The organism is Mesorhizobium sp. M0862 (assembly GCF_040319795.1).
In the GTDB taxonomy this organism is placed as follows: Bacteria; Pseudomonadota; Alphaproteobacteria; order Rhizobiales; family Rhizobiaceae; genus Mesorhizobium.
This window is the reverse complement of sequence record NZ_JAMYOJ010000003.1, coordinates 324,387-351,244: the sequence shown is the minus strand read 5'-3', so window position 1 is coordinate 351,244 and position 26,858 is coordinate 324,387. Positions and strand designations below refer to the sequence as shown.

At 61.8% G+C, this 26,858-nt stretch carries 29 protein-coding genes and 1 tRNA gene; 12 read left to right on the top strand and 18 right to left on the bottom strand.

Going from position 1 to position 26,858, the window contains the following annotated elements; genetic code table 11:
* Positions 1-102: 102 nt before the first annotated feature.
* Genes NKI15_RS06700 through NKI15_RS06670 form a run of 7 tightly spaced genes read right to left on the bottom strand, consistent with a single transcriptional unit; the run spans position 103 to position 8,160 of the window.
* Complete coding sequence (locus NKI15_RS06700) at positions 103-2,967, bottom strand: primase/helicase family protein (RefSeq protein ID WP_352885861.1); 2,865 nt, start codon at positions 2,965-2,967, stop codon at positions 103-105.
* Positions 2,954-3,376: a hypothetical protein gene (locus tag NKI15_RS06695; RefSeq protein WP_352885859.1), complete on the bottom strand. Its 423-nt coding sequence runs from the start codon at positions 3,374-3,376 to the stop codon at positions 2,954-2,956. The genes NKI15_RS06700 and NKI15_RS06695 overlap by 14 nt, the downstream gene beginning before the upstream one ends.
* Positions 3,373-4,212 (bottom strand): hypothetical protein, encoded by an 840-nt coding sequence (locus NKI15_RS06690; RefSeq protein WP_352885857.1) that lies wholly within the window; start codon positions 4,210-4,212, stop codon positions 3,373-3,375. The genes NKI15_RS06695 and NKI15_RS06690 overlap by 4 nt, the downstream gene beginning before the upstream one ends.
* On the bottom strand, positions 4,205-4,486 hold the full coding sequence (locus tag NKI15_RS06685) for a hypothetical protein (RefSeq protein WP_352885856.1): 282 nt from the start codon (positions 4,484-4,486) through the stop codon (positions 4,205-4,207). The genes NKI15_RS06690 and NKI15_RS06685 overlap by 8 nt, the downstream gene beginning before the upstream one ends.
* Positions 4,487-4,497: 11 nt before the next feature.
* The gene (locus NKI15_RS06680) at positions 4,498-5,979 is read right to left on the bottom strand and encodes a DEAD/DEAH box helicase (protein WP_352885855.1); all 1,482 of its coding nucleotides are present in this window, start codon (positions 5,977-5,979) and stop codon (positions 4,498-4,500) included.
* Between the two features lies 1 nt (position 5,980).
* Entirely contained in the window at positions 5,981-6,472 is a 492-nt protein-coding gene (locus NKI15_RS06675) for a hypothetical protein (protein ID WP_352885853.1), read from the bottom strand.
* Between the two features lie 41 nt (positions 6,473-6,513).
* Positions 6,514-8,160: a DNA methyltransferase gene (locus NKI15_RS06670; protein ID WP_352885852.1), complete on the bottom strand. Its 1,647-nt coding sequence runs from the start codon at positions 8,158-8,160 to the stop codon at positions 6,514-6,516.
* Between the two features lie 599 nt (positions 8,161-8,759).
* On the opposite strand from NKI15_RS06670, the gene NKI15_RS06665 reads away from it, so the two are divergent.
* The 9 genes from NKI15_RS06665 (at position 8,760) to NKI15_RS06625 (ending at position 13,178) form a co-directional block, all read left to right on the top strand.
* The gene (locus NKI15_RS06665; RefSeq protein ID WP_352447112.1) at positions 8,760-9,386 is read left to right on the top strand and encodes a helix-turn-helix domain-containing protein; all 627 of its coding nucleotides are present in this window, start codon (positions 8,760-8,762) and stop codon (positions 9,384-9,386) included.
* Positions 9,387-9,614: 228 nt separating this feature from the next.
* On the top strand, positions 9,615-9,998 hold the full coding sequence (locus tag NKI15_RS06660) for a hypothetical protein (protein ID WP_352885851.1): 384 nt from the start codon (positions 9,615-9,617) through the stop codon (positions 9,996-9,998).
* Positions 9,995-10,993, top strand: a complete 999-nt coding sequence (locus NKI15_RS06655) for a YqaJ viral recombinase family nuclease (protein ID WP_352885850.1) — start codon at positions 9,995-9,997, stop codon at positions 10,991-10,993. Before NKI15_RS06660 ends, NKI15_RS06655 begins: the two co-directional genes overlap by 4 nt.
* 4 nt (positions 10,994-10,997) lie before the next feature.
* The gene (locus NKI15_RS06650; protein ID WP_352885849.1) at positions 10,998-11,945 is read left to right on the top strand and encodes a hypothetical protein; all 948 of its coding nucleotides are present in this window, start codon (positions 10,998-11,000) and stop codon (positions 11,943-11,945) included.
* Complete coding sequence (locus NKI15_RS06645; protein WP_352885847.1) at positions 11,945-12,304, top strand: helix-turn-helix transcriptional regulator; 360 nt, start codon at positions 11,945-11,947, stop codon at positions 12,302-12,304. The genes NKI15_RS06650 and NKI15_RS06645 overlap by 1 nt, the downstream gene beginning before the upstream one ends.
* Complete coding sequence (locus NKI15_RS06640) at positions 12,301-12,495, top strand: hypothetical protein (RefSeq protein WP_352885845.1); 195 nt, start codon at positions 12,301-12,303, stop codon at positions 12,493-12,495. Before NKI15_RS06645 ends, NKI15_RS06640 begins: the two co-directional genes overlap by 4 nt.
* Before the next feature lie 41 nt (positions 12,496-12,536).
* Entirely contained in the window at positions 12,537-12,764 is a 228-nt protein-coding gene (locus tag NKI15_RS06635; RefSeq protein WP_023828469.1) for a hypothetical protein, read from the top strand.
* Positions 12,761-13,000 (top strand): hypothetical protein, encoded by a 240-nt coding sequence (locus NKI15_RS06630; protein ID WP_352885844.1) that lies wholly within the window; start codon positions 12,761-12,763, stop codon positions 12,998-13,000. Before NKI15_RS06635 ends, NKI15_RS06630 begins: the two co-directional genes overlap by 4 nt.
* A complete protein-coding gene (locus tag NKI15_RS06625) occupies positions 12,987-13,178 on the top strand; it encodes a hypothetical protein (protein ID WP_352885842.1) in 192 nt (63 codons plus the stop codon). Before NKI15_RS06630 ends, NKI15_RS06625 begins: the two co-directional genes overlap by 14 nt.
* Here the strand turns inward: NKI15_RS06625 and NKI15_RS06620 are convergent.
* The 5 genes from NKI15_RS06620 to NKI15_RS06600 form a co-directional block, all read right to left on the bottom strand.
* Positions 13,175-13,786: a BglII/BstYI family type II restriction endonuclease gene (locus NKI15_RS06620; protein ID WP_352885841.1), complete on the bottom strand. Its 612-nt coding sequence runs from the start codon at positions 13,784-13,786 to the stop codon at positions 13,175-13,177. The two genes, NKI15_RS06625 and NKI15_RS06620, sit on opposite strands and share 4 nt — an antisense overlap.
* Positions 13,786-14,655, bottom strand: a complete 870-nt coding sequence (locus tag NKI15_RS06615) for a DNA-methyltransferase (protein ID WP_352885839.1) — start codon at positions 14,653-14,655, stop codon at positions 13,786-13,788. Before NKI15_RS06615 ends, NKI15_RS06620 begins: the two co-directional genes overlap by 1 nt.
* A 324-nt stretch (positions 14,656-14,979) precedes the next feature.
* Positions 14,980-15,171, bottom strand: a complete 192-nt coding sequence (locus tag NKI15_RS06610; RefSeq protein ID WP_352885837.1) for a hypothetical protein — start codon at positions 15,169-15,171, stop codon at positions 14,980-14,982.
* 173 nt (positions 15,172-15,344) lie between these two features.
* On the bottom strand, positions 15,345-15,509 hold the full coding sequence (locus tag NKI15_RS06605) for a hypothetical protein (protein ID WP_352885944.1): 165 nt from the start codon (positions 15,507-15,509) through the stop codon (positions 15,345-15,347).
* A 371-nt stretch (positions 15,510-15,880) separates the two neighbouring features.
* Positions 15,881-15,956 (bottom strand) — tRNA-Thr (locus NKI15_RS06600).
* A gap of 350 nt (positions 15,957-16,306) precedes the next feature.
* On the opposite strand from NKI15_RS06600, the gene NKI15_RS06595 reads away from it, so the two are divergent.
* Positions 16,307-17,530, top strand: a complete 1,224-nt coding sequence (locus tag NKI15_RS06595) for a hypothetical protein (RefSeq protein WP_352514510.1) — start codon at positions 16,307-16,309, stop codon at positions 17,528-17,530.
* 7 nt (positions 17,531-17,537) lie between these two features.
* On the opposite strand, the gene NKI15_RS06590 is transcribed toward NKI15_RS06595, so the two are convergent.
* Positions 17,538-19,136: a cisplatin damage response ATP-dependent DNA ligase gene (locus NKI15_RS06590; RefSeq protein WP_023692612.1), complete on the bottom strand. Its 1,599-nt coding sequence runs from the start codon at positions 19,134-19,136 to the stop codon at positions 17,538-17,540.
* Between the two features lie 244 nt (positions 19,137-19,380).
* Positions 19,381-20,391 carry a ligase-associated DNA damage response exonuclease gene (locus tag NKI15_RS06585; RefSeq protein ID WP_023725791.1) on the bottom strand — a complete coding sequence of 337 codons (1,011 nt, stop codon included), beginning with the start codon at positions 20,389-20,391 and terminating at the stop codon, positions 19,381-19,383.
* A gap of 105 nt (positions 20,392-20,496) precedes the next feature.
* Here NKI15_RS06585 and NKI15_RS06580 point away from each other — a divergent pair, with 105 nt between their 5' ends.
* Positions 20,497-21,429 (top strand): class I SAM-dependent DNA methyltransferase, encoded by a 933-nt coding sequence (locus NKI15_RS06580; protein ID WP_023725790.1) that lies wholly within the window; start codon positions 20,497-20,499, stop codon positions 21,427-21,429.
* 104 nt (positions 21,430-21,533) lie between these two features.
* Positions 21,534-21,890 carry a hypothetical protein gene (locus tag NKI15_RS06575; protein ID WP_023725789.1) on the top strand — a complete coding sequence of 119 codons (357 nt, stop codon included), beginning with the start codon at positions 21,534-21,536 and terminating at the stop codon, positions 21,888-21,890.
* Positions 21,891-21,902: 12 nt separating this feature from the next.
* On the opposite strand, the gene NKI15_RS06570 is transcribed toward NKI15_RS06575, so the two are convergent.
* From NKI15_RS06570 to NKI15_RS06555, 4 genes are read right to left on the bottom strand one after another with little or no spacing between them, the layout of a single operon-like run.
* A complete protein-coding gene (locus NKI15_RS06570; RefSeq protein WP_023696755.1) occupies positions 21,903-22,844 on the bottom strand; it encodes a 2-hydroxyacid dehydrogenase in 942 nt (313 codons plus the stop codon).
* A 19-nt stretch (positions 22,845-22,863) separates the two neighbouring features.
* Positions 22,864-24,492: an ABC transporter ATP-binding protein gene (locus tag NKI15_RS06565; RefSeq protein ID WP_352885834.1), complete on the bottom strand. Its 1,629-nt coding sequence runs from the start codon at positions 24,490-24,492 to the stop codon at positions 22,864-22,866.
* Positions 24,489-25,628: an ABC transporter permease gene (locus NKI15_RS06560; protein WP_023682037.1), complete on the bottom strand. Its 1,140-nt coding sequence runs from the start codon at positions 25,626-25,628 to the stop codon at positions 24,489-24,491. The genes NKI15_RS06565 and NKI15_RS06560 overlap by 4 nt, the downstream gene beginning before the upstream one ends.
* Complete coding sequence (locus NKI15_RS06555) at positions 25,628-26,725, bottom strand: microcin C ABC transporter permease YejB (RefSeq protein ID WP_023688770.1); 1,098 nt, start codon at positions 26,723-26,725, stop codon at positions 25,628-25,630. Before NKI15_RS06555 ends, NKI15_RS06560 begins: the two co-directional genes overlap by 1 nt.
* Positions 26,726-26,858: the final 133 nt, after the last annotated feature.

The following is a 26,858-nucleotide window of genomic DNA, read 5'->3' as shown; positions in this document are numbered from 1 at the left end:
CCCTGTTTCGGACTAAAGAGGGCGGCCATCCCCCTTGGGAGGTCTGTCGGGATGGCCGCCAACACCCGAACTATGGTTGAGTCGTTTGCGTTTTGTCAACGCTCAATCCGCGTCTTCGCCGGGCTCGCGCTCCCCGAGCAACGCGTTAAGCGGAACCGTCACAAAGGGCGTGTTGATGCCGCTGGAAAAGTAGCGGTTGCCTTTGCCTGGCCTGGCGCCGGGGATCGCCTTTAAGATGTCCCGGTACTTCGTTGCGGCCCACTCCGTATTTCGCAGCACAAGGCGCTTGAAGCTTTCGTGCGTCGTGGTGATGTCAACGCATAGCTCGGGGCCGCGCCACACCCGTATTCCGAGGCGTGCCAAGGCCGCCACGGCCGAACCCTTTTTCTTGTTCGGTTCCATCCCGCCGTAGCCATCGCCGAGCGGCATTTGATCGGCGGCATAGGCGGCCAATTCCAATAGCTCGCCGACCGTCCGTTCCCATGTGCCTCCCTCGGGCGTGTTGTGGCGGACAAGGTGCCCGGTAATGTGCTGCAAAAACCGTTCGGAGTCCTTGGTGGCACCCTTCGCGCTATGATCGGTCCAATCGTTTTCGCGAAGCCATTTCAGAGCGGTTTCAACCGTTACTGGCTTGGTGCTGTTGAGAAGGTAGGCGCCGGCCAGCATAGGCCCTAACTGATCGCCGAGGCGTTGCGTGCCGAGGTGTTGAGCCGCCGCCACCGTGAACACGTCCACATAAGCCCGGAGCGTCGGCAAGTGCTGGATTGTCCGGGCGATCAACCGCTTTGAAAACGTTGGCGTGAGAAGCCCGACGATATCGGACAGAAGCTTTTCATAGTGAGCCTTGTTCCGCGCCTTCTCTTCCTCGGAATCCTGCGAGCCGTCCGCAAGGGTTAGCTGAGTGATGCGGGACTCGTCCGCGTAGCCTTCGATTTGCGTGACGATGGAAGCGAAGACAAACATTGACCTGGCCCGGAAGCCTTTTGTCTTTTGGTTCGCGGTTCCCTTGAGAATGAGGCCGTCGCCTTCCGAGGCGGCGACGCGCGCCAGGTCCATAATCGCCCGGATGCGCGCTTGGTTGTTTTGATCCTTCGGCTCGACTTCGTCAAAGATGATTGGCAACGCATCCATGCCAAGCGCGCCCCGCACGCCGGCTTCCGTGGTGTTGCCGACCACGCTCAACGCGGTAGCGCCGAGACACCGCCGAATGATTTGGTCCATCACGGTGGACTTGCCGGACCCCGAAGGGCCGTTTACCCAAACGTGGGGCCGCCATTTCAGGAAGCCGCACACCGGGGCGACAACGCACCATCCCGCGAGAAGGTAGCCGGACAGCGGAGAGACCCACCGAAGGCTTTTGCAAAGCTCTAGGAGCTTGCGCGCCTCGGCGGTGTTCACCGGGCCGTCAACCTCCACCGCAAGCGCTTCGCCTTCGTCATAGACAAACCGGCTTTTGTGATCGTGAAACGATGACTCCTCGCCGTCCACTATGAGGCGGTCGCCGGCATGATAGATTGCGGTTTCGCCTTCGAACCATGCGCCGCGCCCCCGCACCGAATTGTGAGGCACAAACTTGCGGCGATACATGCAGGCTTGCATACAAGCGTTGATCGCCGCGCTCCAATCGACGCCGGTTTTCGCGCCGGGGAATTCGGATTCCCACCATTGCAGTTTGGCAAGGCGCATCATGTTGGACGATGACAGTTGCGAGGCAGTGAGGGAGATCACTTGCGCCACGTTGGCGGGCTGAAAGAACAGCGTAGTTTCATCGACCCCGAGGCAACGGAAATGAGGTTCGCCGAAGGTGGCAAGCGGGTGCTCAACATCGTCGTCGGCGCGAGTGGCGGCGGCGGGCTCTTCGTGGTGGCCGTGGTCCTGATAGTCCGGGTGATAGCCGCTGCCGTCATCCTCGGCCGGCGGGGGCGTTTCGTCTTGGACCGGCGCTGGGTTGAGGGCGGCGTTGATGACATCGCGTACCCGGTCGACGCCGTATTTTTGGGCGAGGTCATCGAAGTCGGTTAGCTCGATATCGGCGGCGTCGAACTCGGGGAACGCGACCAGGCCGCCGACCGTCTCTGCCGCTTCCTTCGCCTTGGTGAGGCCGGGATTCATCCTGCCGTCCGGCATCGGGGTGAGCCGGTCATTGTCCGCCGCGAAGAGCAACCGGGCTTCGGGGAACTTGGCCCGTATCGCCTTTGAGACGGGCGCCAGGTTGCCGGCATCAAAGGCGACAATGGTGAGGTAGCCGGTCGCCTCATGAACTCGGGCGCCGGTGCTGTAGCCCTCGGCGATGACGATGACGCCGCCGGGATCTTCGCCGCGCTTACCGATGGGGTGATAGTTGCCTTCCTTCGCGGTGCCTTTGAGAAAGCGTTTCGTGCCGTCATCGCCGATAAGCTGGACGCTCACAAGTTCGGAAGCCGGGGTGTAGACCGGCACGACAAGCGAACCGGCGCGAGCGGTGCGCGGGTCTTCCTCGGGGTCGATGGTGTAGCGAACCGCTTTCTTGAGCCTGCGAAGGCCAGGGAAAGGCGGCAAGCCCTTTCTAGCGAGGTAGGGGTGCGAAGCCGGCGCTTTTTCCGTTTCCGCGACAATGAGCTTTGCAGCGGCGGCGGCAGCGGCGTGCAGCGCGGCGCGGTCTTCGTCCCGCTCGCGTTGCGTATCGATCATGCGTCGTTTCAGGGCGGCCCGCTCGGCGGGCGTCATTGTCGTCGGCCGCTTTTCCGTCCAAGTATCTTGAACGCCTGTTTGCAGGTCGCCGAAGGCGCCCGAGGCCGGGGAGTCCAGGTGCAACACATACCATATGTGCTGATTTTTGGCCTGTTTTTTTCCCTGGGCGTTGGCGCGGTGTATCTTGCCGTCCGCTATGGGATGGGATGAGCCCCTAGCGTTCGCGGTGTCCAAGTAGACACCGGCCGAGCGCATCGCTTCGATGAACGCGAGTATGTTGTCGTCACTGTCCGCCACGGTATGCCTTAAGAGTTTCGAGCGCTTCCGCTTCACTTCTGATGATCGTGCCGATGCCACCGGCGCCAGCGATGAAACCCGCGAAATGGGCTTGTTCCTTTGTCGGCCTGCCCGTGCCGTCTTTCACTTCCCAAGAGCCGAACACCGCGACCCGGCGGCCGACCATTTCGAGCGTGATGACGATTGAATTGAGCCCGATGATATCGCCGGACCCGAGGCATAGACCGGCCTTGATAGGGTAGGCGTTGAGAACGACTCGCTCGCCGCCTTGCGCACGGTAAACCTCGCCGCGCGACAACGAAAACGATTTGCCCGCCCACCCCGAGGCCGTGGTGTTTCTCCACACCGTTGCGCCGGCTTTGGACAGCGCGATTAAGCAACGGTTCATTAGGTTCGTGCCGGTGCTCATAGCAGCGCCGGCATAGCTGCGAGCGCGGCCTTGTATTCCGTGTCGGCCGGCTTCCACTTTTCAAAGTCCGCCTCGATCTGTCCATAGTTCACGGGATGGGCGAGGCGAAGGTTCAAGGCGCTTCCGCCCGCTATGTATTGCCCCCGGTCCTGGCTATGCGAGATCCACCGCATATCAAGCCAGCGCTTCCGGTCTATGCCAATCCGCTTGAAATCGGCGATTGTGACAAAGCCCCGGCGTTCCAAGATTATGCAAATCTTGATCGCTTTAATCTTCCATTCCGATAGCTGCGAAGGCCCCGAGGCGCCGGCGATGACATCGGGCACGTAGGCCGGAACCTTGCACCGTTCCGGCGGGCAATGGTCGACCCATGTCTTCCGCCAGTCATAGCCGAAGGCCGGAAGTTCCGGGGTAAACCACGGCTTGTCGCTGGTATGGGCTCGGCGATATGAAAGCCCGAACTTCTCGGCGAACGCCTTTTCATCGGCCTCGCGTTCCGCCTCGCTTGTCATGACGATCACGACAACGCCGAGATAGCTTGCAACGGCTTTCAACTCGACCCCCGCGGCGCCAGACGGGACCAAGGCGGCCCGGAAGTCAGGGCCGGCGTGCTCGCGACCATGCCCCGAATAGATGCCTTCAATGGCTTGCAAAAGCACCTTCGGATTGAGGGTCATTTTTGCCTCAACGCCGATTTGGGCGCCGTCAACATCGCGCACCAAGAGGATATCAAAGCCGGCGGTTTCCGGGTACGCGGTCCAGCCCTCGGGCAGGCGAGCAATGAAGGCGGCGCAAAGCGCGGCCTCGGACTCGAAGATGGCTTTTGCCTTAGCCATTGGAAGGCACCGCCGGAACCTGGCGCTCGCAAACGGCAGCGTAGTGGCGCAACACTTCGCCGGCAGCGGCGGGGCCGTACCACTCGACCAGCTTCACCGCCAGGGTATCGAGCACGCCGAAGGCGGCAGCATCGGCGGGCAGGCCGTCGCGGACGTGAGCGGCCAGGGCGGCAGCGATGTGGATACGCCCTTGGTGGCGAACGGTGTTGTGCTTGATCGCCTGTAGGTCGGTCATCTGGCCGGTGGCGATGTAATCGAGATATGAGCGCGGCATAGGGCTTCCTTTCAACGGACGTAGCGGGTTTGAGATTTGGACATTCGGGCGGCGTGAACGTGCTTCGCCCACCCATGGGGATTCTTCATGCCGCGCATCTTTCCGAGTGCGACCAGGTCTTCCAAAGACTTCGCCGAGCTTTGTTGTTTCTTGGCTTCGACGCGGGCGACCCGCTCCACCTCGGCCAGTTCGCCGGCAAGCTCTTTCACTGTGCGGCCCATGGTCGGGTAGACGTGTTGACATTGCGGGCAGGTCGGTGCGGGCGGATGGACGCGGAAACAGTTCGGGCACTGGCGCGATGTCACCGCCGGCTCTTCGTCTTCGTCTTCATCCTTCGCCCGTTTCTTTTTCTTGTGGCCCTCAAGGGTCCATTCCCGATCATCGTCCGGCAGGCCGTGGCCGCGCCCGCCTTGATCCTTCGGGATACTGTTTCCAGCGTGGTCGAGAATGAGGGCGTAAGGCTTCGGCCCCGCCGCTATCGCCATGAGGCGGCCGGCCTGGGTATCGAGGTCGAAACCAGGCGCGTAGACCGGGCGAAGCACGCGGCCGACTTGCTGTAGGAAGAGCGCAAGCGAGTGCGTGGGGCGCAAGAGAATGGCGACCTCAATGGCGGGCAAATCGAAGCCCTCGGAAACGAGGTCGACCGAGGACAGCACTTGAATCGTGCCGCGCTCATAGGCCCGAAGAATGGCGTCGCGGTCCGGGGAGTCGCCGTCGATATGGGCAGCGGTGTAGCCGGCGGCTTGGAATTGCTCGACCACGCTCAAGCTGTGTTTGATAGACACGCAAAAGATCATGGCCTTGCGGCCGTGGGCGAGGCGCCGGTAATGCTCGACCGCGTTGCCAGTGATGGCGGTCGTTGCCATGCGCTTGGCTAGTTCGGCCTTGTTGAGGTCGCCGCCGGTTCGCTTGATGCCCGAGAGGTCCGGCGAGGAAGGGGCAAACATTCGATAGGTGGACAGATAGCCCTGATCCATAAGCCAGGAGACGCTAGGCCCCGTGACCATGCGGCCGAACCACTTCCCTAGCCCGGTGCCGTCCATCCGTTCCGGCGTGGCGGACAGGCCGACGACCTTGGCTTTCTTGCTGGCGTATTCCTCAATGATAACGGCCCACGTCTTCGCCCCGGCGTGGTGCGCTTCGTCCGGCACATAGAGGTCGGGCGTGCCGTGCAGGTCCATTCGCTTGCCGAGCGTTTGGATGCTGGCGATTTGGACGGGCTGGCGCCGGTCCCCGGTCATGCCGGAAGCAATGATGCCGTAGGGTATGCCCACCTTGTCGAAGGTGAGCGCGGTTTGCTTGATAAGCTCGCGCCGGTGGACACCGAAGATAACCCGCTTACCGCGCTTCGCGGCAGATGACGCCATGAATGCGGCGAGGCCGGTTTTGCCGCCGCCGGTCGCCATCTGGACAAGCACGGAGTCGACCTCGCGAAGCGCGTCGCGCGCATCGACAATTAGCTCTTGCTGATAGGGGCGAAGAACAAATGCCATCTTACGCCGCCACCGCCTCGCGGGCGTCCGTAGCGATGGCGTCACGGATGGCGCGGCGCTCTATCGGCGTGCCTTTGCCGGACACTGCCCGGGCGTGGAAACCGCAATACGGCCAGCGGCTATCAGGAATCCGCGGTGCCCCGCAAAACAGCGAGGTGTCCGCCTCATACTGTTCGTGATGGCCCCAAAGCGGGAACTCGCAACCGCATGAGGTGAGGCGGCCGTGCGGTACGCCATTGTAGCCAGGCGCCTTGTCAGGAAAGCGCGGCTTGATCTTGAGGACCTCGGCCGCCCTGCCTTCGCTGGCGCCCTTAGTCAGGGCCGCCAGGCGGTTGGCGCCGCGTCGCCGCAACACAAACATTTTCCGGTTGTGGCGGGTGAGCGCATAAAGCTCTTTCGTAGTCGAGCCGACACGGGCGGCGATGGCGGGGCCGTCAAGTCCGGTCGCCCATAGGCGCGCGGCTTCGGCTTTCTTTTCGGGGGTCCATTTCATGGCTGTTTCTCCAAATCGTTTGCGTTTTGCAAACGGTCCGTTCAAGCAAAAAGCTTTTCGCGGGCATTGATTTTTGAGACGTGGGCGACCGTATCTTCGCCGAAGAGCGGAAGGCCTTCGGGGGGCTCGATTTCGGTACGCGCCCGTTTCTTGGTTTCCGGCCCGGCCAGCACGAGCGACATTCGCTTCGCTATATCGCGCTGGTATTCTTCCTCGCGCTCGATCAGGATTGCGTTGCACCCTTCCCAAAACGCGGCCTCGCCCGTGGTGCCGGTGCCGGCAAACGGGTCAAGCACGGTGCCGCCCTTGCGGCAGACGAGCCGGACAAGCCAGCGCATGAGATCTACCGGCTTCACTGTCGGGTGCTTGGACCCGAGACGGTCGTCGCCGTCCGCCTTCGCGCTGTAGAAGAAACGGACAGCGGACCCCGCGTCGCCGCGCGGCTCGCTGGCGGCCCGCTTGTACTCCCCGTGCGTGTTCTTGGTGCTGGCGCTGGCTTCCTGGCCCGAGACGCTGCCTTGCGCGCCGTTGGCATCGGGGAACGCGGCTTCCACCTCGGCGGAACCGTCCGTTATGATGTTCGCCGGGTAACGGCCTTGAACCGGGCGGGCGGCGCCGTCTTTGCAAAGGCCGCTGTTTTCATCTGTCCAAGTGCCGCCGCCGCTCGCCTTGCCGCCCCATCCGGTGGCCTTCTCGGCGTCGATGCGGCAGGCGTCCACGTTGAGGCCGCCGGTTCCGTGCGCCAGGGTATTGGCGGCCACGGTTCCATTAATTGGCTTGCGGGCCAGGCATATCGGTTCCCATGCCGGCTTGAGCGCGGTTCCCCATCCTTCCCACTCGGCGGCCTCGGGCGTGCCGGTGGAATAGATATCCCGATCATAGGCGGGGCGTTCCTCGCCCTTGCCTACGTTCAAGAGGGCTGAGTTGCGCATGTCATTGACAAGCGTTTCTTTGCCGAGGAATTGGCCCCGGAAGTCGCCGAGGCGCTTGAACGCGGTTTCAATCCGCCCGCGAAGCCCGGTTGAAACCCCGCGCTTGTCCCGGCTCTTCGCCCATTTGATGAGGCGATCATGACGCGCGCGGATGGCCGGGTTTTCGTCTAACCATTGCCGGAACAAATGGTCGTCAATGCCCTTCGAAACGCTATGGCTTTTTGGGAAGCCGGTCCCGTAGCACCAAGCCAGCATTCCGCCGAATTGGCTATCCTCGATGCAGCGAAAGAACGCCTCGACCTGTGCAGGCGAAAGGCTTTCAAGAAACTGCACAACCGCCGTATCCGAGGCGAGCATGTTGAGAATGTTGTCGCGGACTTCGAAGCCGGCGCGGGCGATTGCCACTGCCATGTCGTGATAGGTCCGGGTGCCTGAGAAGGCCACAACGTAGCCGCCGGGTTTCAGTACGCGAAGCACCTTCGCCCATAGGTCCGGCCGGAACGCGATGTCGCCGCCGTCCCATGTCTTGCCCATGAATCCGGCGGAGGCCCTGGCGTAGGCGCCGGCGCTCCCTTCCTTCGGCGTAGCCGGTGCCGCATCCTCGGCGCCGAAGCGGTTGACGATAGAGGTGAGGTGATAGGGCGGGTCGCACACCACGGCGTCGACCGAGCCTTCGGGAATATCATCGAGACGGGCGAAACAGTCGCCGGACAACAGGGTTATGCGGCCGTCCAAAAATTCGGTTGAGGCGTTCATGCTAAAAGAGATCCCCTTGAGTTTGAGGTGTTGGCGGTGGCGGCGGGGCCGGCGTCTCGGCCGGCTCGGCTCTGAAAATCGTTTGCGTTTCGTCAACCCTATGGGCGAAGCAACGCCAGTTTCCGAGCCGTCCGACCCTGAGTTTGACGTTGTACCCGAAGCTCGCGGCGCCGCCGCCAACTTCGCAAACGAAGTCGCCAGGGGTGGCCGCTCTTGTGCAAGGCGATGTCACGTTTGCCATAATCCGATAAACGTTGACATATTGCAAACCATGTTCGTTTCCCAAACACAAGCCGAAATTTTCGCCTGTTCAAAAGATCAATTTGCAATTAACCTTATTGCATCAGCCCGAAAGCCAGGATTTGCAGCTATTTTGAGCATTGCGCGTACATATAAGGCCGTCGCTCGGAGGCCTATTTATCCCCGCCCGGCGCCTACGTTAGGGAAGGCGTGCCATTTCGGCACGTCTTCGGAATGCAAACAGATTCGTGACGAATCGCAAAGGGAAATTAACGGTCATACACGATATCGTTTGCTAAACGTTAACAACTTTGCTAATCCGGTTGGCATAGCAGTGCAGTGCGTAAAGGGGATAGAGAATGAACACGAAGCCTGATGTTGATTGGTTCCGCCGGAAGCTGGAAGAGCACCGGCTTTCACAATCCGGCCTCGGCCGGATGCTCAAGATCGACAAGGCGAGCATGAGCTTGATTCTAGGTGGCAAGCGGAAGCTCAAGCTTTCGGACGCCGCCGATATGGCGCGCATCCTGGGTGTCACGGTTTCCGAAATCATGGAACATATCGGCGTTCGGGTTGACGGCATAAAGCCAAGCGAGGCCGCGAACTCGCAACTTCTCCCTTTCGCGGGCTGGATTGACGAAACTGCCCAAGTGCAACCCGAGCCGAGCAAGCGCAAGCGCATGGTTGACATCGGCATCAACGTCGAGCCGGGGTCGACCGCCTGGCAGTGGCGGACCCCGCAAACGAAGATGGACATTCTAGACGGCTGGATTGTTGTGTCTGGCGCCCGCCGGGAACCCGACGACCGGATGATTGGCCGTGGATGCGTGGTCGGCACCAAGTCCGGCGAAATCTTGCTGCGCACGATTCGGCGCGGCTACACGCCGGGCTCGCATACCTTGCTCGGCCTCGGCATTCCTGAGTCCGCCGAAGCCGAGGTCGAATGGTATGCGCCGATCCTGCTTATGAAGCCCGCGACGGTCTGAGAAACCACACCGCGAGTTAATAACTTCAAATTTTATCAATCCGTCGCATTTTATCGATTGACGCCGCCGGCCGCGTGTTTGCATATTACAAACGGTTAGCAAAACGCAAACGAGGATTCGGGCGGCATGTTGGTTAAGACAGGTGGAATCTACCGCACTAAAGGCGGCAGGAAGGTCGGGCCATTGCGCCCGTTCAGAGATAGAGAAGACGGCCCGGCAAGCGATATCATGGGGCGCTCGGCGTGGTTTTACGCCGATGGTATCGGCGCCTTTGACAAGAATGGGGAATACCTCACCGCAGGCCCCGACAGCCCGCATCACCTCACCGCCGAGGTTGACGGCTTCACCTCAATCGACGGCCATATCGAGCGCGGCGACAACGATCACGAATTGACGGTAGGCAAGACGATACCGGCCGGCGTGTTGCTGGCGGAAGCTCGCGTGAATGGCGAACAGGTCGCCATTGATAAGGTCTGGCTTGAGGGCGCCGCCGGTGTCACCGTTCCGCTTGAAGGCAACGCGGTCGATACCTTCGGCATCTTCACGGCGGGCCGCTGGCGGACCTTTCGAAGCATCATCACGGCGGCAGCGCTGGCCGAGGTGAAGGCGTGAGCAAGGCCCCTTACTCGCCGGACGCGCAATGGTTCTGGCCGCGCAAAGAAAGCACCTGGCACAAGCTGCGGGAACCGGACATCACCGCCACCGGCTCGGCTACGCTCTTCGGCTGTAGCCCCTACATGACGCCGTTCGACATGTTCCACCGGATGGCCGGGAACATCACCGTAGAATTCGAGGAAACCGAGCGGATGCTTTGGGGTAAGCGTTTGCAAAACGCAATCGCTTTAGGCGTCTGCCAAGATCATGGATGGGAGATCGTAGACGCTCACCCCTTCCTCTACGCGAGATCAAAGACGGTTCGCGGCATGGGGGCGTCGCCCGACTATGTCATCCGCGACCCCGCACGGCCCGAACTCGGCTTCGGCGTTCTGGAAATCAAGAACGTCGATTTCTTCGTGGCCGGCAAAGACTGGTCGGACGAAGAGGCGCCGCCGCATATCGAGTTTCAGGTGCAACACCAGCTTGCAGTTACCGGCTTTCGATGGGGCGCCCTGGCCGGCCTTATCGGCGGCAATACAGTGCGGGTGTTCCGCCGGGACCGCGACGACGAAGTGATCAATGAGATCATCGTTCGGGTCGATGACATGCACGGCCGCGTCGCCAGGAAGGAAGCGCCGCCGGCTGACTATCTGGCGGACTATGAGACGATCCGCACGCTCTACCGGCACGCCACCATCGCTAAGTCGTTTGACCTCGACCACCCCGGCGAAGAGCCCGAGCTAGACCCGGCGAAGCTTACCGCCCTCATGGTCGCGAAGTTCGACGCGGATATCGCGTTCAAGGCTGCCGAGGAAGACAAGAAGCGGGCCGCCGCCGAATTGCTCGACTTCGTCAAAGACACCGAAACCGTGTTCGGCGGCGGCTGGAAGCTTTCCGCCGGAACGGTCCACCGCGAAGCCTCGACCATCATCTACCCCGCAACCACCTACCGAAACCTTCGGCTGTCCAAACCGAAGCCCAAGGCCGCCAAGGCCAAGAAAGGCTCATAGACAAATGACGACCTCAAACAATCTCGTCGTGCAGCAAGCGGCGCCGCACCGCGCCATTTCGGTGTTCTCAAGCGAGGCAGATTTCGCCGCCGGGCAGCGCCTTTGCAAGGCCCTGACATCATCGAACCTTGTTCCCGTCAGCTACCAGGGCGAGCAAAATATGGGCAACGCCCTTATCGCGCTCGATATGGCGAACCGGATGCAGATTCCGCCCATCATGGTTATGCAAAACCTAAACGTGATCGAGGGCCGGCCGGCGTGGGCATCGCAGTTCATCATTGCCGCGCTCAACGCTTGCGGGCTCTTCTCGCCGATCCGCTTCCGCAAAGTGAACCTCGGGCAGACTGAGGTTTCCAAAACGGAATGGAGCGGCCCGAAGGGCGCGAGGCAGAGCAAGATCGTTAAGGCCACGATCACGAATAAGGAATGCACCGCCTACGCGGTCGAGAAGACCACCGGCGAGGTGCTTGAAGGCCCTACCGTCTCCATCGCTATGGCGGTGGCGGAAGGCTGGTATTTCCGCGCCGGTTCGAAGTGGCAGACCATGGAAGACTTGATGCTGATGTATCGGTCGGCCGCATTCTTCGGCCGCCTCTACGCGCCGCATATCCTCAACGGCATGAGCACCGCCGACGAGGCCATGGACCTGGCGGAAATCAAAGACATCACGCCAGCGGCCGAGACTGTGGCCGCCGCTTCGGAAGGCAAGCCCGAAGGCAGGCCGAGGGGCGTTCACGCCGCCATGGCGGCGGCGAAGGCGGCGGACAAGCCGAAAGAGAAGGCGAAGCCTGCCGGGAAGGTTATCGAGGCCGTGGCCGAAGAGCTTCCCGCCCATGACGCGGACGGCGTGATTTTGGAAGACGAGGAAGACGTTGACGGCGATGCCGACCGAGCCGCCGAGGCGGATGACGTGTTCGGCACCGAAGACGACGACTTTGGTCCGGGGGCATGATGTCTGATATAGTTCGCGACCTACAAATCGCCGCGACCGGCGCCCGCCGCGCCCTGGCTATTGCTGAAAAGGCAATTGCCAACGTGGCGGACAAAACGGAAGCCCTGGCCCTTTCCTTCGGCCAGAACAACGAAGCTCGCGCGGTGGCCTTTGCGGCCACCGGCGAGGTGCTCCTAAACGCCGATGACGTCGCCGGCATCCTTCGTTGCAGCAAAGCGACGCTCGCCCGCTGGCGGGTGCTCGGCACCGGCCCCGGCTACGTCAAGAAACAAGGGCGCATCCTTTACCGGGCCGAGACGATTCAAGGCTTCGTCACGTCCAAAGAGCGCACCAAGACACGGGATGAGGCCGAGGGATGAACCACGCCGCCGAGCCTTTCACGTCCACCGTCAAGGTGCTGGACAGGTACGATCGGGGCGCTTTCGTCCGGGTCAATGACACGGGCCGCGAGGGCTGGATTTCTCTAGCCCACGCGGACCTTTCACCGGCGGGACCGCTGCACGTCTTGACGGTGCCGACCGAGGTGGCGCGGGAGGCCGGGCTACTATGACCAGGGGGAGGGCAACAGCAACGACAGGCGAAGATTTTTCATTGATCGATGAATTCGATCTTAGTCAGCAACGCCGCGCGATGTTCGCGTTGCAGCATGAGCGCCGCCGCATCGCAATGCCGATTTCGGACATGGAATTGAAATCTGGCGTCGCGATGAATTCCTTTTACGCCTGGCATGGCGGCTTGAGGGAACCGACACTTGGTTGCCTTGTCGCCGTGGCGCAAACCCTCGGCTTTGACATCATCATGCGGAGGCGGAAGGCGTGACGCTCGGGGAACTGTACGAAGCCGCCGAGCGTAAAGCCCTCGCCGCCGAGGCGAAGGTCGCCATTGAGGAAGCGGTGTTAGCCGAAAATCAGGCCTTCGCCAAAGAGCACAAACAGTCAATGAGCGGCGACTACTGGAAGCCGCTCCACCTCGCCAGGCTCAAGGCGCAAACCGCCCGCGCCCTCGCCGTGGCGATAACAGAGATCATGGGAGAAATCGGCAATGAGCATAAGTGATCGCATCACTCATGGCATGGCCGTGGCAAAAGCCGAAAAGTCAGTGCCTCAGATAGAGAAGTTCCGCGATCTGGCGCGGGAGATCGGCACCGTCGATTCCGAAGAGCCTTTGAACGCGGCCCTTAAAAAGGTGAAGGCCACACCACCCAAAGAGGAAAAGCCCAAGAAGGCCGACTAAGGCGCTACGCCAACCAAAATGATCGGCACTGCCGGAATGCCGCGACCTTGGCGCATGAGATTGAATAGGTCGCGCTCGTAGTATGGGACGCCAGAAGACATTTCCCGTTCAAGCGACTTCATGGGCACGATCTCGATACCCACGTCGATATCCTCGCTGATGAAGAAAGACACGTGCTTTACGAAAAGGTCGTGCGCAACAAACGCGTACTTGCCGAACTGCACTTCAGCGGCGACGCGATCTTTGACAAAGTCGGTCTGGTTGTAGGTCTTGATGGGCTCTAGCCCCGCCGCTTCGATTGCCTTTTTCTGTTCGTCCGGTTTGTCGCGCATGATCTTCCGCATAAGGTCGCCGTCTTCGGCAACCCAGTTGGTCACGCGGCGCTCCGTCCATTTGTGGGCATCAAACAACGTGGCAAATTCAATATTCATATCAACCGGAGAATAGAGCGTCCTGCCCGCCTTCTTCGCTTCGGCAGACGCTTTCGTCTTGCACTTAGCCGCGTTGACGCCAGCGACAATCGTCTGGAGGTCCTTCCAGATATGTGGCTTGTGGTACATGAGATATTCGAACCCGTTGAGGTGCGAATAGAACTGGACGATTTGCATCAGTGGCCGCCGCGCGGCAGAGATGGGTCATAGACTGGCTTGTGCATCGGACGCGTTTCAAGCCGCCCGGAACGCAAGTCACGTACACGATCTTTCGCGACCTTGACGTATTCTTTCACCACGTCGCAACCGTAGCCAGCACGGTCATGCATGAGCGCGGCAACGACCGTGCTGCCGACGCCCATATAGGGATCGAAGACCGCATCGCCCGGCTCTGTCAGGGACAGCACAAGGCGCTCGACCAGCTCGACCGGGAACTGGCAAGGATGAATTGTCTTCTCAACGTGGTTGTTCTTTACGTTCGGGAAAATCCAAACGTCGCCGGGATTCTTGCCTAGCGGGTTGCCAGATAGTTTGCCGGCGTTTGGTCCCTTGAAATGCTTCTTACCGGGATATTTCGACGGGACGCGGATAGGGTCCAGATTGAAAGTGTAGTCTTCGGTCTTGGTGAACCAAAGGATTGTCTCATGCCTCCCGGATAGCCGGTTTTTGCAATGCAGGCCGTGTTCGAAGTGCCAGACAATCCGGTTGCGAAGCTGAAGGCCATGCTTCCGGAAAACCGGATAGAGCATGATATCGAGCGGGAAAATTTGCCCGTCTTGAACGTGGTTGCCGACTTGCCAGCAAATCGAGCCGCTAGGGCTCAACAGCCGAACGCATTCGTCAATGACGGTCTCTTGGTCAGCCAGGTATTGTTCAAGCGACGAACGCCGCTCATAGGACTTCCCGATATTGTAGGGCGGCGACGTGACGATCAGCTGCATGCTCTCGTCGGGCAGCTTTCCCATAAAGGACTTGTTGTCCTCGCAAGCCATGACATCGGCGGGAATCGCTTTAGCTTCCCCGGTAATTCTGGGGTTATGCAACATGACGGTTTCTCCCGAATCAGCCGACCCTGTGCCGACCTTACAAAAGAACGCGTCAAGGATCTAGTCCTGTGAATCAGGATAATTTCGGGGATACCGGGGATTACTGACAGCCTCCCGACAGCCATTCCCCTACGGCGGGGTAGGGTGTTCGTGCTCGGCAATCTTTTTCAAGAGCTTCCGCGAAGCCTCTAGGACGCGGCGCGTCTCTTGGATGGTCGATTGCAGGGATTCCAGTTGGCTCTCCGCTCGGCGCTGGCCACGGCGGGCGCTTTCAATGATCTGGTGATCAATTTCCCACCGCTCTTTCATGGGACTCAGCCTCTCTTACAGGCGAACGAACTTGTCGAGATGCAGGCGTATCCGCTGGCCCTCCGCAAAGGACAGCGCGAACGATTCAAGCTCGAAGGATCGGGTAATTTCCTGGTCTTCCTCGGCCACACGAACGGACCATTCGCCGCAGGCTTCGACCACTTCGACGCAAGGCAATGCTTTGCGGATTGGTATCACGTTATCCATCACAGCCTCCCTACGAAAAGCAATGGTAACGTCGAGTCCTATACGCCCCGCGCAAGCGGGTTTCCATAACAAAGATGGTCCTGAATCATACCATTCGGGTCAGCGCATTGCTGGAAGAGCTTTTTCGCAGAGAGGCAGCGATGATTGAGGCCCAGCGCGGCACCTGAGTGCTATCAGGCGAACCCTCCTGGGAACCTCCCGTGGGACAGCCTCTGCTTCAGGTCGTTGGCATTCAGGATGTCCGCCAGCTCCTTGGCGTACTCCGTATCAGGAAGATCGACAGATGTGTGGCCCGCTACAATAGCCGGGTGCCCGGTGAACACGTCGAACACCGTCAAGGTCCCATCCTGTTCCCGCCTTACGTCGTACCGCAGAGTTGCCATGAGAGAACCATATAGGTCGACCATTAGGGGTTGGGAATATATGGTACAAAAATGCGAGCACCCGCGCCGACCCCCGTACCCCCCAACGGTTTTCAAACTATAATCAGTTTTCTGATAGGCGTGGCTGCCGGCATGTCGGGGACCACGGGGCAAACATAGCTTGCGTGGCGCCGCTAGCCAACACTCTAGGTGCCCGCGAGGTGTCCAGCTGCGCCGTTTCGAGGCGCTACAAAAGGCGAACAGATGAGCTTCGGATTTGCTACCAGACTGCTACCAGGGCGTTTTTTGCTCTACGCCTCGGGAACCCGCAAAGCCTTGGAAATAATTGGTGCCGCTTAGGTGACTCGAACACCTGACCCCATCATTACGAATGATGTGCTCTACCAACTGAGCTAAAGCGGCCCGGGAAGCGCGAGGTTCCAGGATCGGCTGGGTGATAGACTCAACCGGCCGCTAATTCAAGATGGGCAACCGCGATTTCGAGCCGGCATCCGGCAATTCGTCCCGGCATTTTCCATTGGCGCGGAATAAGCCATCGCCTCGTTTGCTTTTTCGATTACGCGGAGACGTCGCGCCGGACTGCGCGCAAATTGCCCGGCAAGGCGGCAAACGGACTGATTTTATTGCCAAAACGCATCGAAATGGGCGTTGAACAGGCCTGTAAGGCAGAATGCGGGCGCTCGCCCGTTGATTGATTGGTCGCCTGCGGCTAACGATCATGGCAATGTAAGCGAACGGACAGGGGAATTCGCTTGGACGCGATCGAAAAAGCGATCCGCAACGCCTTCGAGAAAGGCAACGCCGAGGACCGGGCATTTCGCGAGCGGGTCTATCGGTCGGCTTTCGCGGCGCTCGACCGCGTGCTCCAGGCCAATCCCGGCGTGACGGTGGAAGCCGCCATCAAGCGCCGTAAGGCGGTGCAGGAAAAGATCGCCGAGATCGAATCCGAATTCCTGCCCGCGGTCCCCGATGTCGCTGCGCAGACGCAGAGCGCTGCGCAGACACAAGATACCGCGCTGACGCAACGCGTTGCGCAGGCGCAAGACGCCGTACGGGGCGCCGCCGAAGCGCCCGCGGTCGATGCCCCGACAGGTGTCGCGGCCGGACCGTCGCCGGCGATCGTCGTTGATGGACCGGTTCAGCCCGAGGCATCCGACGCGCCGCGTTCGCGCGTGCTGCCGGTCGTCCCCGACATCATGCCTGACGCCACGCTGCCCGGCGCCCCGGCGATCGATATGGCCGATTCCGCGCCGGCCGAGGCCGCGGCGGAAGTGGCGCCTGACCGCGATGAAAGGCGGATAAGGGGCCGCCGCCTGCCGCTGACGGCGATCTTCTTTGGCGTGACGTTGCTCGCCGCCGCCGGCATCGGCCTCTATTTCGCCGTGCAGACCGGAGTCTTCAAGACGCCGGCGCAGCTCGACACGGCGCCTCCCGAAGCGCCGCCGACCGTCGACGATGACGACTTCACGCCGCCTGCCGATACAACTGAGCCGCAGCAGCCTGGCGCGCCGCAGCAGCCTGGTGTCGCCGAACAGACGCGCGACTGGATCAACGTGTTTACACCCACCGATCCAACGCATGTGGCGACCCCGTCCGACGCCAAGGCCGACGTCGTGCAGGACGACACCGGCTCCTTCCTGCGCATCCGCTCCGGCGCTTCCGGCTCGGCCATCAGCTTCGATGTCGGGCAGGGCGTGCTGGAGAAGCTTGCCGGCAAACATGCCGTGTTCGACATCGTCGCCCGCGCCGAGGACGGCAAGGACACGCAGATCTCCGTCGACTGCAATTTCGGCGATCTCGGCGACTGCGGCCGCAAGCGCTATGCGGTCGGCCAGCAGCGTAACGAATATCTGTTCGACGTGAAATTTCCCGACAAGCCCCCGGGCGCGGCCGGCAGCATCGCCATCAACTCCGACTTCGACAAGCAGGGCAAGGCGGTCGACATCTACGAGATCCGCGTTTCGATCGAACCGTGAGCGCTGCCTAGCGATCAAGCAGCGCCTGCAGCGTCTCGATGCGGTCGGCTTCGGCGGTCGGCTTGTCCCAGCGCAGCCGTGAGATGCGGGGAAATCGCATCGCAACGCCGGATTTGTGGCGGGTCGAACGGTTGAGACCTTCGAACGCCACCTCCAGCACCAGGCCTTGGCTGCGGTCGGCGCGCACCGAGCGCACCGGGCCGAAACGCTCGACCGTATTGTCGCGGACAAATTTGTCGATCTGCTTCAACTCCTCGTCGGTGAAGCCGAAATAGGCCTTGCCGACCGGCACCAATTCCTCCGCGCCTTCCGGCCCCGACCAGACGCCGAACGTATAGTCGGAATAAAAGCTCGACCGCTTGCCATGGCCGCGCTGCGCATACATCAGCACAGCATCGACCGTGTGCGGATCGCGCTTCCACTTGAACCACGGCCCTTTCGGCCGTCCCGCGAGATAGGGCGAATCCCAGCGCTTCAGCATCACGCCTTCGATAATCGGGTGCGGCGGCGCGCGGCGCAGTTCCTCCAGCGTTTGCCAATCCGGGAATTCGACGAATGGCGACAGATCGAAACGGTGCGGGTCCAGCGTTGTGATGAAGGCCTCAAGACGGGCCCGCCGCTCGCGGAAAGGTAGCGCGCGCAAATCTTCGCCGTTGATCTGCAGCGCATCGTAGCAGCGCATGAATGCCGGGTATTGCTGCTGTATCTTCGGGGCCACGCTCTTGCGATTGAGCCGCTGTTGCAGGTCCGAAAAGGTGCCGGTCGCCACCGGCTCGCCGACCAGCAATTCACCATCGAGCGCGGCGGAAAAATCCATTGCCTGGGCGAGATCGGGGAATGCGCCGGACACATCGTCGCCGGTGCGCGAATAGAGCCGGCGCACGCCGCCCTCGCACACCGCCTGAACGCGGATGCCGTCCCATTTCCATTCCGCGGCATAGTCGGCCGGATCGAGCTTTTCGAGGTCGCCGTCGCCGACCGGGTTCGACAGCATCACCGGACTGAACAGGGCAAGTGCGGTCCGCTTCGGCTTCTCGGCCTTGCCTTCCAGCCACGCGAACAGCGAGATATAGGGCGGTGTCAGCCCGTGCCACAGCTCCTCGATCTCGGCGACATCGACCTTGCCGAAATCGGCCAGCGCCTGTTTGGCCAGCCGCGCCGAAACGCCGATACGCAAGCCGCCGGTGACGAGCTTGATGATGGCAAAGCGCGCCGAAATGCCGGCGCTGTCGAGCAGCCCGGCCAGCACCTTGGGTCCGTCCGAGCGGCTCGCCGCCTGCAGCTTCGCCACGACATCGCCAAGCGTCGGCTCCCGGTTGGGGATATGTCCCGGCGTCTGCGGCCAAACCAGCGAGACGGTTTCGGCAAGGTCGCCGACATAGTCGTAGGAATAGCCGAACAGCACCGGATCCATGCGCTCGGTGACCAGCGTGCGCAGCATCGCCGGCTTCACCGCCGCAATGTTGAGGTCGCCGGTGATCGCCGCCAGTGCCAGCCCGCGGTCGGGGTCCTCGACGCTGCGGAAATAATCGACGAGCAGCGTCAGCTTGCCATTGCGCGACGGCGTCAGCACCAAGCGGTCGAGGAGTTCGGCAAAGCGGTTCATGGATGCAAGGACCGCGTTGACGGCAGAGGTTTGCGTTCTGGCGCACCCCCCTCTGTCCTGCTGGACATCTCCCCTGCAAGGGGGGAGATTGGCAGCCTTGATCTTGCCGCCCATCTTGCGAGGTTGGCGATTGGCGAAAGCGGAGGTGACATCTGATCTCCCCCCTTGCGGGGGAGATGGCCGGCAGGCCAGAGGGGGGTGGGAAGGATCGCCGCGCCGGCGATTTCTGGATCAAAAATCACCATCAATCGCCCTCGTCCTCATATCCCACCAGGTGCAGTGGCCTGGCGGCGATGCCTTCCAGCTCGCACCAGCGCACCAGCGCTTCCTCGCGGCCGTGCGTCACCCAGATTTCGCCGGCGCCCGTCTCCTTGACGGTAGCGGTCAGTTCATCCCAGTCGGCATGGTCGGAAATGATCAGCGGCAGTTCGACGCCGCCTTGCTTGGCGCGCTGGCGGATGCGCATCCAGCCCGAGGCGAAGCATGAGATCGGGTCGGGAAAGCGCCGCGCCCAGCGGTCGGCGAAGGCCGATGGAGGGCCGACAACGATGGCCCCGGTGAAATCCTGCTTGCCGCCGCTGTCGACGGTTGCCGGCTCCAGCGTGCCGAGGTCGATGCCCTGGCTCTGGTAATATTCGCTGAGCTTGGCCAGCGCGCCGTGGATATAGATCGGCCTGTCATAACCGGCATCGCGCAGCAGCCGCATCACCCGCTGTGCCTTGCCCAGCGCATAGGCGCCGACCAGATGCGATCGCTCGGGAAACTGCGCCGCCGATTTGAGCAGCCGGGCGATCTCCTCCGTGTCGGGCGGATGGTGAAACACCGGCAGGCCGAAGGTCGCCTCGGTGATGAAGACGTCGCATTGGACCGGTTCGAACGGTGCGCAGGTCGCGTCCTTCTGGCGCTTGTAGTCGCCGGAGGCGACGATGCGCCTGCCCTTGTGCTCGACCGCGATCTGCGCCGAGCCCAGCACATGGCCGGCCGGATGGAAGGTGACGCTGACATTGTTCAGCGCCATCGCTTCGCCAAGCACGGCCGCTTGCGTTGTCCCGGCAAAATCCTCGCCATAACGCAACCCCATAATGTCGAGCGTCTGCTGCGTCGCCAGCACCGAACGATGGCCGGATCGGGCATGGTCGGAATGGCCATGCGTGATCAACGCCCGGTCGACTGGCCGCACCGGGTCGATGAAGAAATCGCCGGATGGGCAATAAAGGCCTTCAGGCCGGGGATGGAGCAGGTCGCTGGCGCGCATCCAGTCAAGATAGTGGCTAATTCCAGCGCGGGAAGCCTGTTGCAAGAGACTGCTGACTCGGCCTACAGCCAGCCACCGGCCGCATCAGCCGGCGGGGCCATCGCCATGCAACCGCTGAAAATCTCGTCCGGCGACCTGACCGCCGACCGTCGCGCCGACTATGCCGAGATGCTTTTCGGCTCGGGCGAGCACGCGGCAGCGGCGGAGCTGCTGCTCGGCGCGCTGGAACTGGCGCCGCAATGGGCGGCGGGCTGGTTCCGTCTTGGCGAGATGCAGGAGACAGCCGAGCGGCTCGACGTGGCGGCTCAAGCCTGGGCGACGGCGCTGAAACTGGACCCGGCGGATCGCCTGGGTGCTGCGCTGAAGCTGCAACTCATCGGCAAGGCGCCGGCTGCCGCAGCGCCACCCAGCGCCTTCGTCGAGACGCTGTTCGACCACTATGCCGAGACTTTCGAGGACTCGCTGGTCGACAAGCTCGGCTACCGGCTGCCGGAGTTTCTCGATCGCGCCATTCGCGCGGCAAGACCGGGCCGCTTTTCGCTGGCGCTCGATCTCGGTTGCGGCACCGGTCTGATGGGCGAGAAACTGCGGCCGGTCGCCGAACGGCTGGAGGGCTACGATATCTCCGCCGCCATGCTGAAAAAGGCCCGCTCCAAGGGCGTCTACGACCTGCTCGCCAAGGCCGATCTGCAGCATTTTGCCTATGCCGGGCCGAAAGCCGATCTGGTGGTGGCGGCCGACGTGTTCATCTATGTCGGCGCGCTCGATCGCGTGGTGAAGACCGTCGCCGGCATTCTGGCCACCAATGGCCTGTTTGCCTTTTCCGTCGAAACGCCAGCCAAGGGCGGGGCGGGCGGCGACGCCGGTTTTGCGCTGCAGCCGTCTCGTCGCTACGCCCATTCTCAAGCCTATGTCGAGCGGGTGCTTGCCGCAAACGGCCTGTCGGTGCTGTCGATGCAGCCGACCGTCATCCGCTGGGATCGCCGCCAGCCGGTCGGCGGGCTTGCCGCGCTGGCGGTGCCCTCGTCCAAGGGTTGATGTCTCGTCTTGTTCGAAAACGTGAATAGGATTTTTGCGGCTCGCGCGGCATCAGGTAGGATACAAGCCGAGAAAAGCCCTCGGCAGGCATTGAGGAGGAACACATGCGCTGGAACATGATGGTCTTGGCGTCCTGCCTGGCGATGGCCGGCTGCAGCAGCTCGATGTCGGAGCGGCAGGACCAGGACGTACAATCGTCGCTGCAATATGACAACGTGCCTTGCGACCAGTTGCTGGCGCAGCGCAACGAACTGGCGCAGCAATACCATCTGTCGACGGACGCCAAGCCGAGCTTCTCCAATCCGGCGATGGGCTTCGGCCCGTTCACGCCGGATATGCGCTCCAAAAGCAAGCGCGATACTGATCTGGCAAGTGGCAAGATCGACGCCATGAACCGCTCGATCGTCCGCCGCGACTGCGGCAAGCCCAACAAACAGAAGAAGTTCACCCTGCCGAGCTGAACCTGAACTTCCTCAGTACCCCGCCTTGCGGTCGACCACGTTATCAAGCTTTTCGCCGCGCTCGAAGGCATCCATCTGCCGCAACATGCTCGGCGCCAGGTGGACAGGGTCGGAGGTCGCCGCCGCGTGCGGCGTCACGAACACTTTCGGGTGACTCCAAAGCGGACTGGTCTTCGGCAGCGGCTCGACCTCGAACACGTCGAGGCTCGCCTCCTTCAGCGTGCCGTCGTCCAGCGCTCGCAAGATGTCGGCGTCCTTCTGCAGCCGGCCGCGCCCGGCATTGATCAGCACCGAGCCGCCGAGGCCGTTTCGCTTGCGCAATTCCTTCAGCACGCCGTAATTGATGATGCCGTGCGTGTCCGGCGTCAGCGGCAACAGCACCACCAGTATGTCGGTGGCGTTGAGGAAGGGGATCAGCCCGGCCTCTCCGGCATAGGTCGCAACGCCTTTCATGGCCTTGTCGCTCCGCGACCAGCCATTGACGGCAAAGCCGAGCGACAACAGCACCGATGCCGCCGCGCGGCCGAGATTGCCGAGCCCCATAATGCCGACCGAGATGTCACCGGCCGGCCGCTGCGGCGGTTCGTGCCAGGTCTTCTTCGGCTGCTGCGCACGATAGAGCATGCCCTGGCGGTGATGGTCGAGCACGCGCCAGACGACATATTCGGTCATGTACTGCGTCAGGTTCTCGGCGACCACTTTGACGATCGGCACATCGGGCAGGCCGGGATCGGCGAAGATGTGGTCGACGCCGGCGCCGATCGAGAAGATTGCGCGCAGATTGGGCAGCGATTTCAGTAGGTTCGGCTTCTGCTTCCACACCACCGCATAGGTGATCGACGGATCCGAAGCGCCGTCCGGCTCCAGCACCACTTCGCGCTCGGCCGACAGCAGCTCGCGCCAGCGCTGCGGATGAAAGCCGGTGACGGCAAGCAGGATTTTGCCTTTTTCCATTTGCGGATTGTATTCCCTGTTATTCGCTGACGATACCGACCGGCGCCGTCTCGATCTTGAACGCGGCCGAGATCAGCGCCTTCGTATAGTCGGTCTGCGGCCGCTCGAAAATCTGTTCGGAAGGGCCGGCTTCGACGATCTTGCCATTGCGCATGACGATGACGTCATTGGCAAGGGCGCGAATGACTTTCAGATCGTGGCTGATGAACAGATAGGCAAGGTCGTGCCTGGCCTGCAGATTGCGTAAGAGGTCGACCACTTGCGCCTGCACGCTCATGTCGAGCGCCGAGGTCGGTTCGTCCAGCATGACGAAGCGTGGATTGAGCACCATGGCGCGCGCAATGGCGACGCGCTGGCGCTGGCCGCCGGAAAATTCATGCGGATAGCGGTTCCTGGTCGCCGGATCGAGCCCGACCTCCTTCAGCACGGCGACGACCTTGTCGTCGCGTTGGTCGGGCGACAGCTTCGGCTCGTGGATCTTCAAGCCTTCCTCGATGATCTCCGAGACCGACATGCGCGGGCTGAGCGAGCCGAACGGGTCCTGGAAAACGATCTGCAACTCGCGGCGCAGCGGCCGCATGGCGTTGAAGGAAAGTTGGTCGATGTCGCTGCCGTTGAACTGGATGGTGCCGGTCGATGAGATCATCCGCGCCAGCGCCAGGCCGAGCGTCGTCTTGCCGGAGCCGGATTCGCCGACAACGCCGAGGGTCTGGCCGGCGCGCACGGTGACGTCGATGCCGTCCACCGCCTTCACATTGTCGACGGTGGTGCGAAAGAAACCCTTTTTTATCGGGAACCAAACCTTGATGTCCTTGCCGGTCATCACAGGCTTGGCGGCGTCGTTGGCGGCCGGCGGCTTGCCTTTCGGCTCGGCGGCCAACAGGTGCTTGGTATAGGCGTGTTGCGGGTTGGCGAAGATGTCCTTCGTCGGTCCGGTCTCGACGATCTTGCCCTTGGTCATCACGCAGACGCGGTCGGCGATCTTGCGGAGGATGCCGAGATCATGGGTGATGAACAGCATTGACATGCCCTTGCGGCTCTTCAGCCCCGCCAGCAATTCGAGGATCTGCGCCTGGACAGTGACGTCGAGCGCCGTCGTCGGTTCGTCGGCGATCAGCAGTTCAGGCTCGTTGGCCAGCGCCATGGCGATCATGACGCGCTGGCGTTGGCCGCCGGACAGCTGGTGCGGATAGGCGTCGAGCCGCTTCTCCGGTTCGCGTATGCCGACCTCGTTGAGCAGCGCCAGCGTGCGCGCCTTGGCCTGGCGGTCGCCCATGCCCTGGTGCAGCGCCAGGATCTCGACGATCTGCTGCTCGATCGTGTGCAGCGGATTGAGCGAGGTCATCGGCTCCTGGAAGATCATGGTGATCTTGTTGCCGCGCACGCTGCGCAACTGCTTTTCGTTCATCGCCAAAAGGTCGGCGCCCTGGAACAGGATCTTGCCCGAGGGATGGCTGGCCGTCGGGTAGGGCAGAAGCTTCAGCACCGACAGCGCCGAGACCGATTTGCCGGAACCGGATTCGCCCACAAGCGCCACCGTCTCGCCCTTGGCGAGGTCGAAGGAGATGTGGTCGACGGCGGTCGACTCGTTGCCGCCTTGGGTGAAGGCAACGCTGAGATCGCGGACGGAGAGCAGGAGTTCGCTCATCGGAACGCCTTGCGCGGGTCGAAGGCATCGCGCGTTGCTTCACCGATGAACACCAACAGCGACAGCATCAGCGAGATGACGATGAAGCCCGATATACCGAGCCAGGGGGCATTGAGGTTACTCTGCGCCTGTTTTAGCAGTTCACCGAGCGACGCGGTGCCGGGCGGCAGGCCGAAGCCGAGATAGTCGAGCGAGGTCAGTGTCGAGATCGAGGCGCTGACCAGGAAAGGCATGAAGGTCAGCGTCGCCACCATGGCATTAGGCAGAAGATGGCGCAGCATGATGGTGCGGTTGGACACACCAAGCGCGCGGGCCGCGTTGACATATTCGAAGTTGCGTGCGCGCAGGAATTCGGCGCGCACCACGCTGACAAGCGACGTCCAGGAGAACAGCAGCATCAGCCCGAGCAGGATGAAGAAGCCCGGCGGCAGGATGGCGGCGACGATCAGCAGCAGATACAGCAGCGGTATCGCCGACCAGATTTCTATGAAGCGTTGAAAGAGAAGGTCGGTCCAGCCGCCGAAATACCCTTGCAGCGCGCCGGCGGCGACGCCGATAACCGACGAACCCGCAGTCAGGATCAACCCGAACAGCACGGAAATCCTAAACCCGTAGATGATGCGCGCCAGCACGTCGCGCGCCTGGTCATCGGTACCCAGCCAGTTCCAGTTGCCGACAATGCAGTCAGGATCGGCAGCGCCTTGCGGATATTGGCTGCATCGCCTCTGCGCGTCGTATTCCCATGACGGTTTTGCGGGAGCGGCGTCGGGGATCGCATTGTTGACGGTGCGGTAGGAATAGCGGATTGGCGGCCAGATCATCCAGCCATTGGCGTTGATCTCGTCGCGGATGACCGGGTCGCGATAGTCGGTGACGGCGTAGAAGCCGCCGAATTTTTCCTCGGGGTAGGCGACCGCCACCGGGAACAGGATCTCGCCTTTGTAGTAGGCGACGATCGGCCTGTCGTTGGCGATCAGTTCGGCAAACAGCGACAGCACGAACAGAGCGAGGAATATCCACAACGACCAGTAGCCGCGCCGGTTGGCCTTGAAGTTCTGCCAGCGCCGCTTGTTGAGCGGCGACAGCCAGGGGCGGGCGATCCTTGTCGGTGTGATCTCGGCTGCAGCCTGCGTCATCAGACGTCTCTCCGCTCGAAATCGATGCGCGGATCGACCCATGTGTAGATCAGGTCGGACAACAGCGTCACGAACAAACCAAGCAGCGAAAATATATAGAGGTTGGCGAACACGACCGGATAGTCGCGCGCCAACACGGACCTGAAACCGAGCAGCCCGAGACCGTCGAGGGAAAAGATGTTCTCGATCAAAAGCGAGCCGGTGAAGAAGGCCGAGATGAAGGCCGCTGGAAAGCCGGCAATGACGATCAGCATTGCGTTGCGGAACACATGTCCGTAAAGCACCCGCCGCTCCGACAGGCCCTTGGCACGGGCCGTCACCACATACTGTTTGCGTATCTCTTCCAGGAAGGAGTTCTTGGTCAGCAGCGTCGTCGTCGCGAAGGCCGACAGCACCAGCGCCGTCAGCGGCAAGGTCATGTGCCAGAAATAATCGACGATCTTGTCGGGCCACGACAATTGGTCCCAATTGTCGGAGACGATGCCGCGCAGTGGGAACCAGTCCCAGAACGAGCCGCCGGCGAAAAGCACCATCAGCAATATGCCGAACAGGAAGGCCGGTATGGCATAGCCGACGATGATCACGCCGCTGGTCCAGATGTCGAAGGCGGAGCCGTCCTTGACCGCTTTGCGGATGCCAAGGGGAATCGAAATCAGATAGGAGAGCAGCGTGATCCACAGCCCGAGCGAGATTGAAACCGGCATCTTCTCCAGGATCAGGTTGAGTACCGAAATGTCACGGAAATAGCTGTCGCCGAAATCGAAGCGCGCGTAGTTCCACAGCATCATGCCGAAGCGTTCGAGAGGCGGTTTGTCGAAGCCGAACTGCTTTTCCAGCTTCTTGATGAATTCAGGATCGAGCCCTTGCGCGCCGCGGTACTTCGAACCGACATCGCCGGCCACATCGAAATTGCCGCCACCTCCTGCATCGCCGCCGCCACTGCCGAGCCGATCGTTGCCGCCCTGGTTGGTCAGGCTGGCAATGACCTGCTCGACCGGTCCACCCGGTGCGAATTGAGTGACGACGAAAGCAACCGCCATGATGCCGAACAGGGTCGGTATCATCAGCAGGATACGGCGCAGTATGTAGGCGCCCATCAGCTTTCACCCTCCCCCTTGTGGGGAGGGTCGATTCGCGAAGCGGAGCGGGGTGGGGGTAGTCTCGATCCGGCGTACGCCGTCACACCGCCACCCCGGTTCGCCATTCGTGCTGCGCACGAAGTGCTCACCG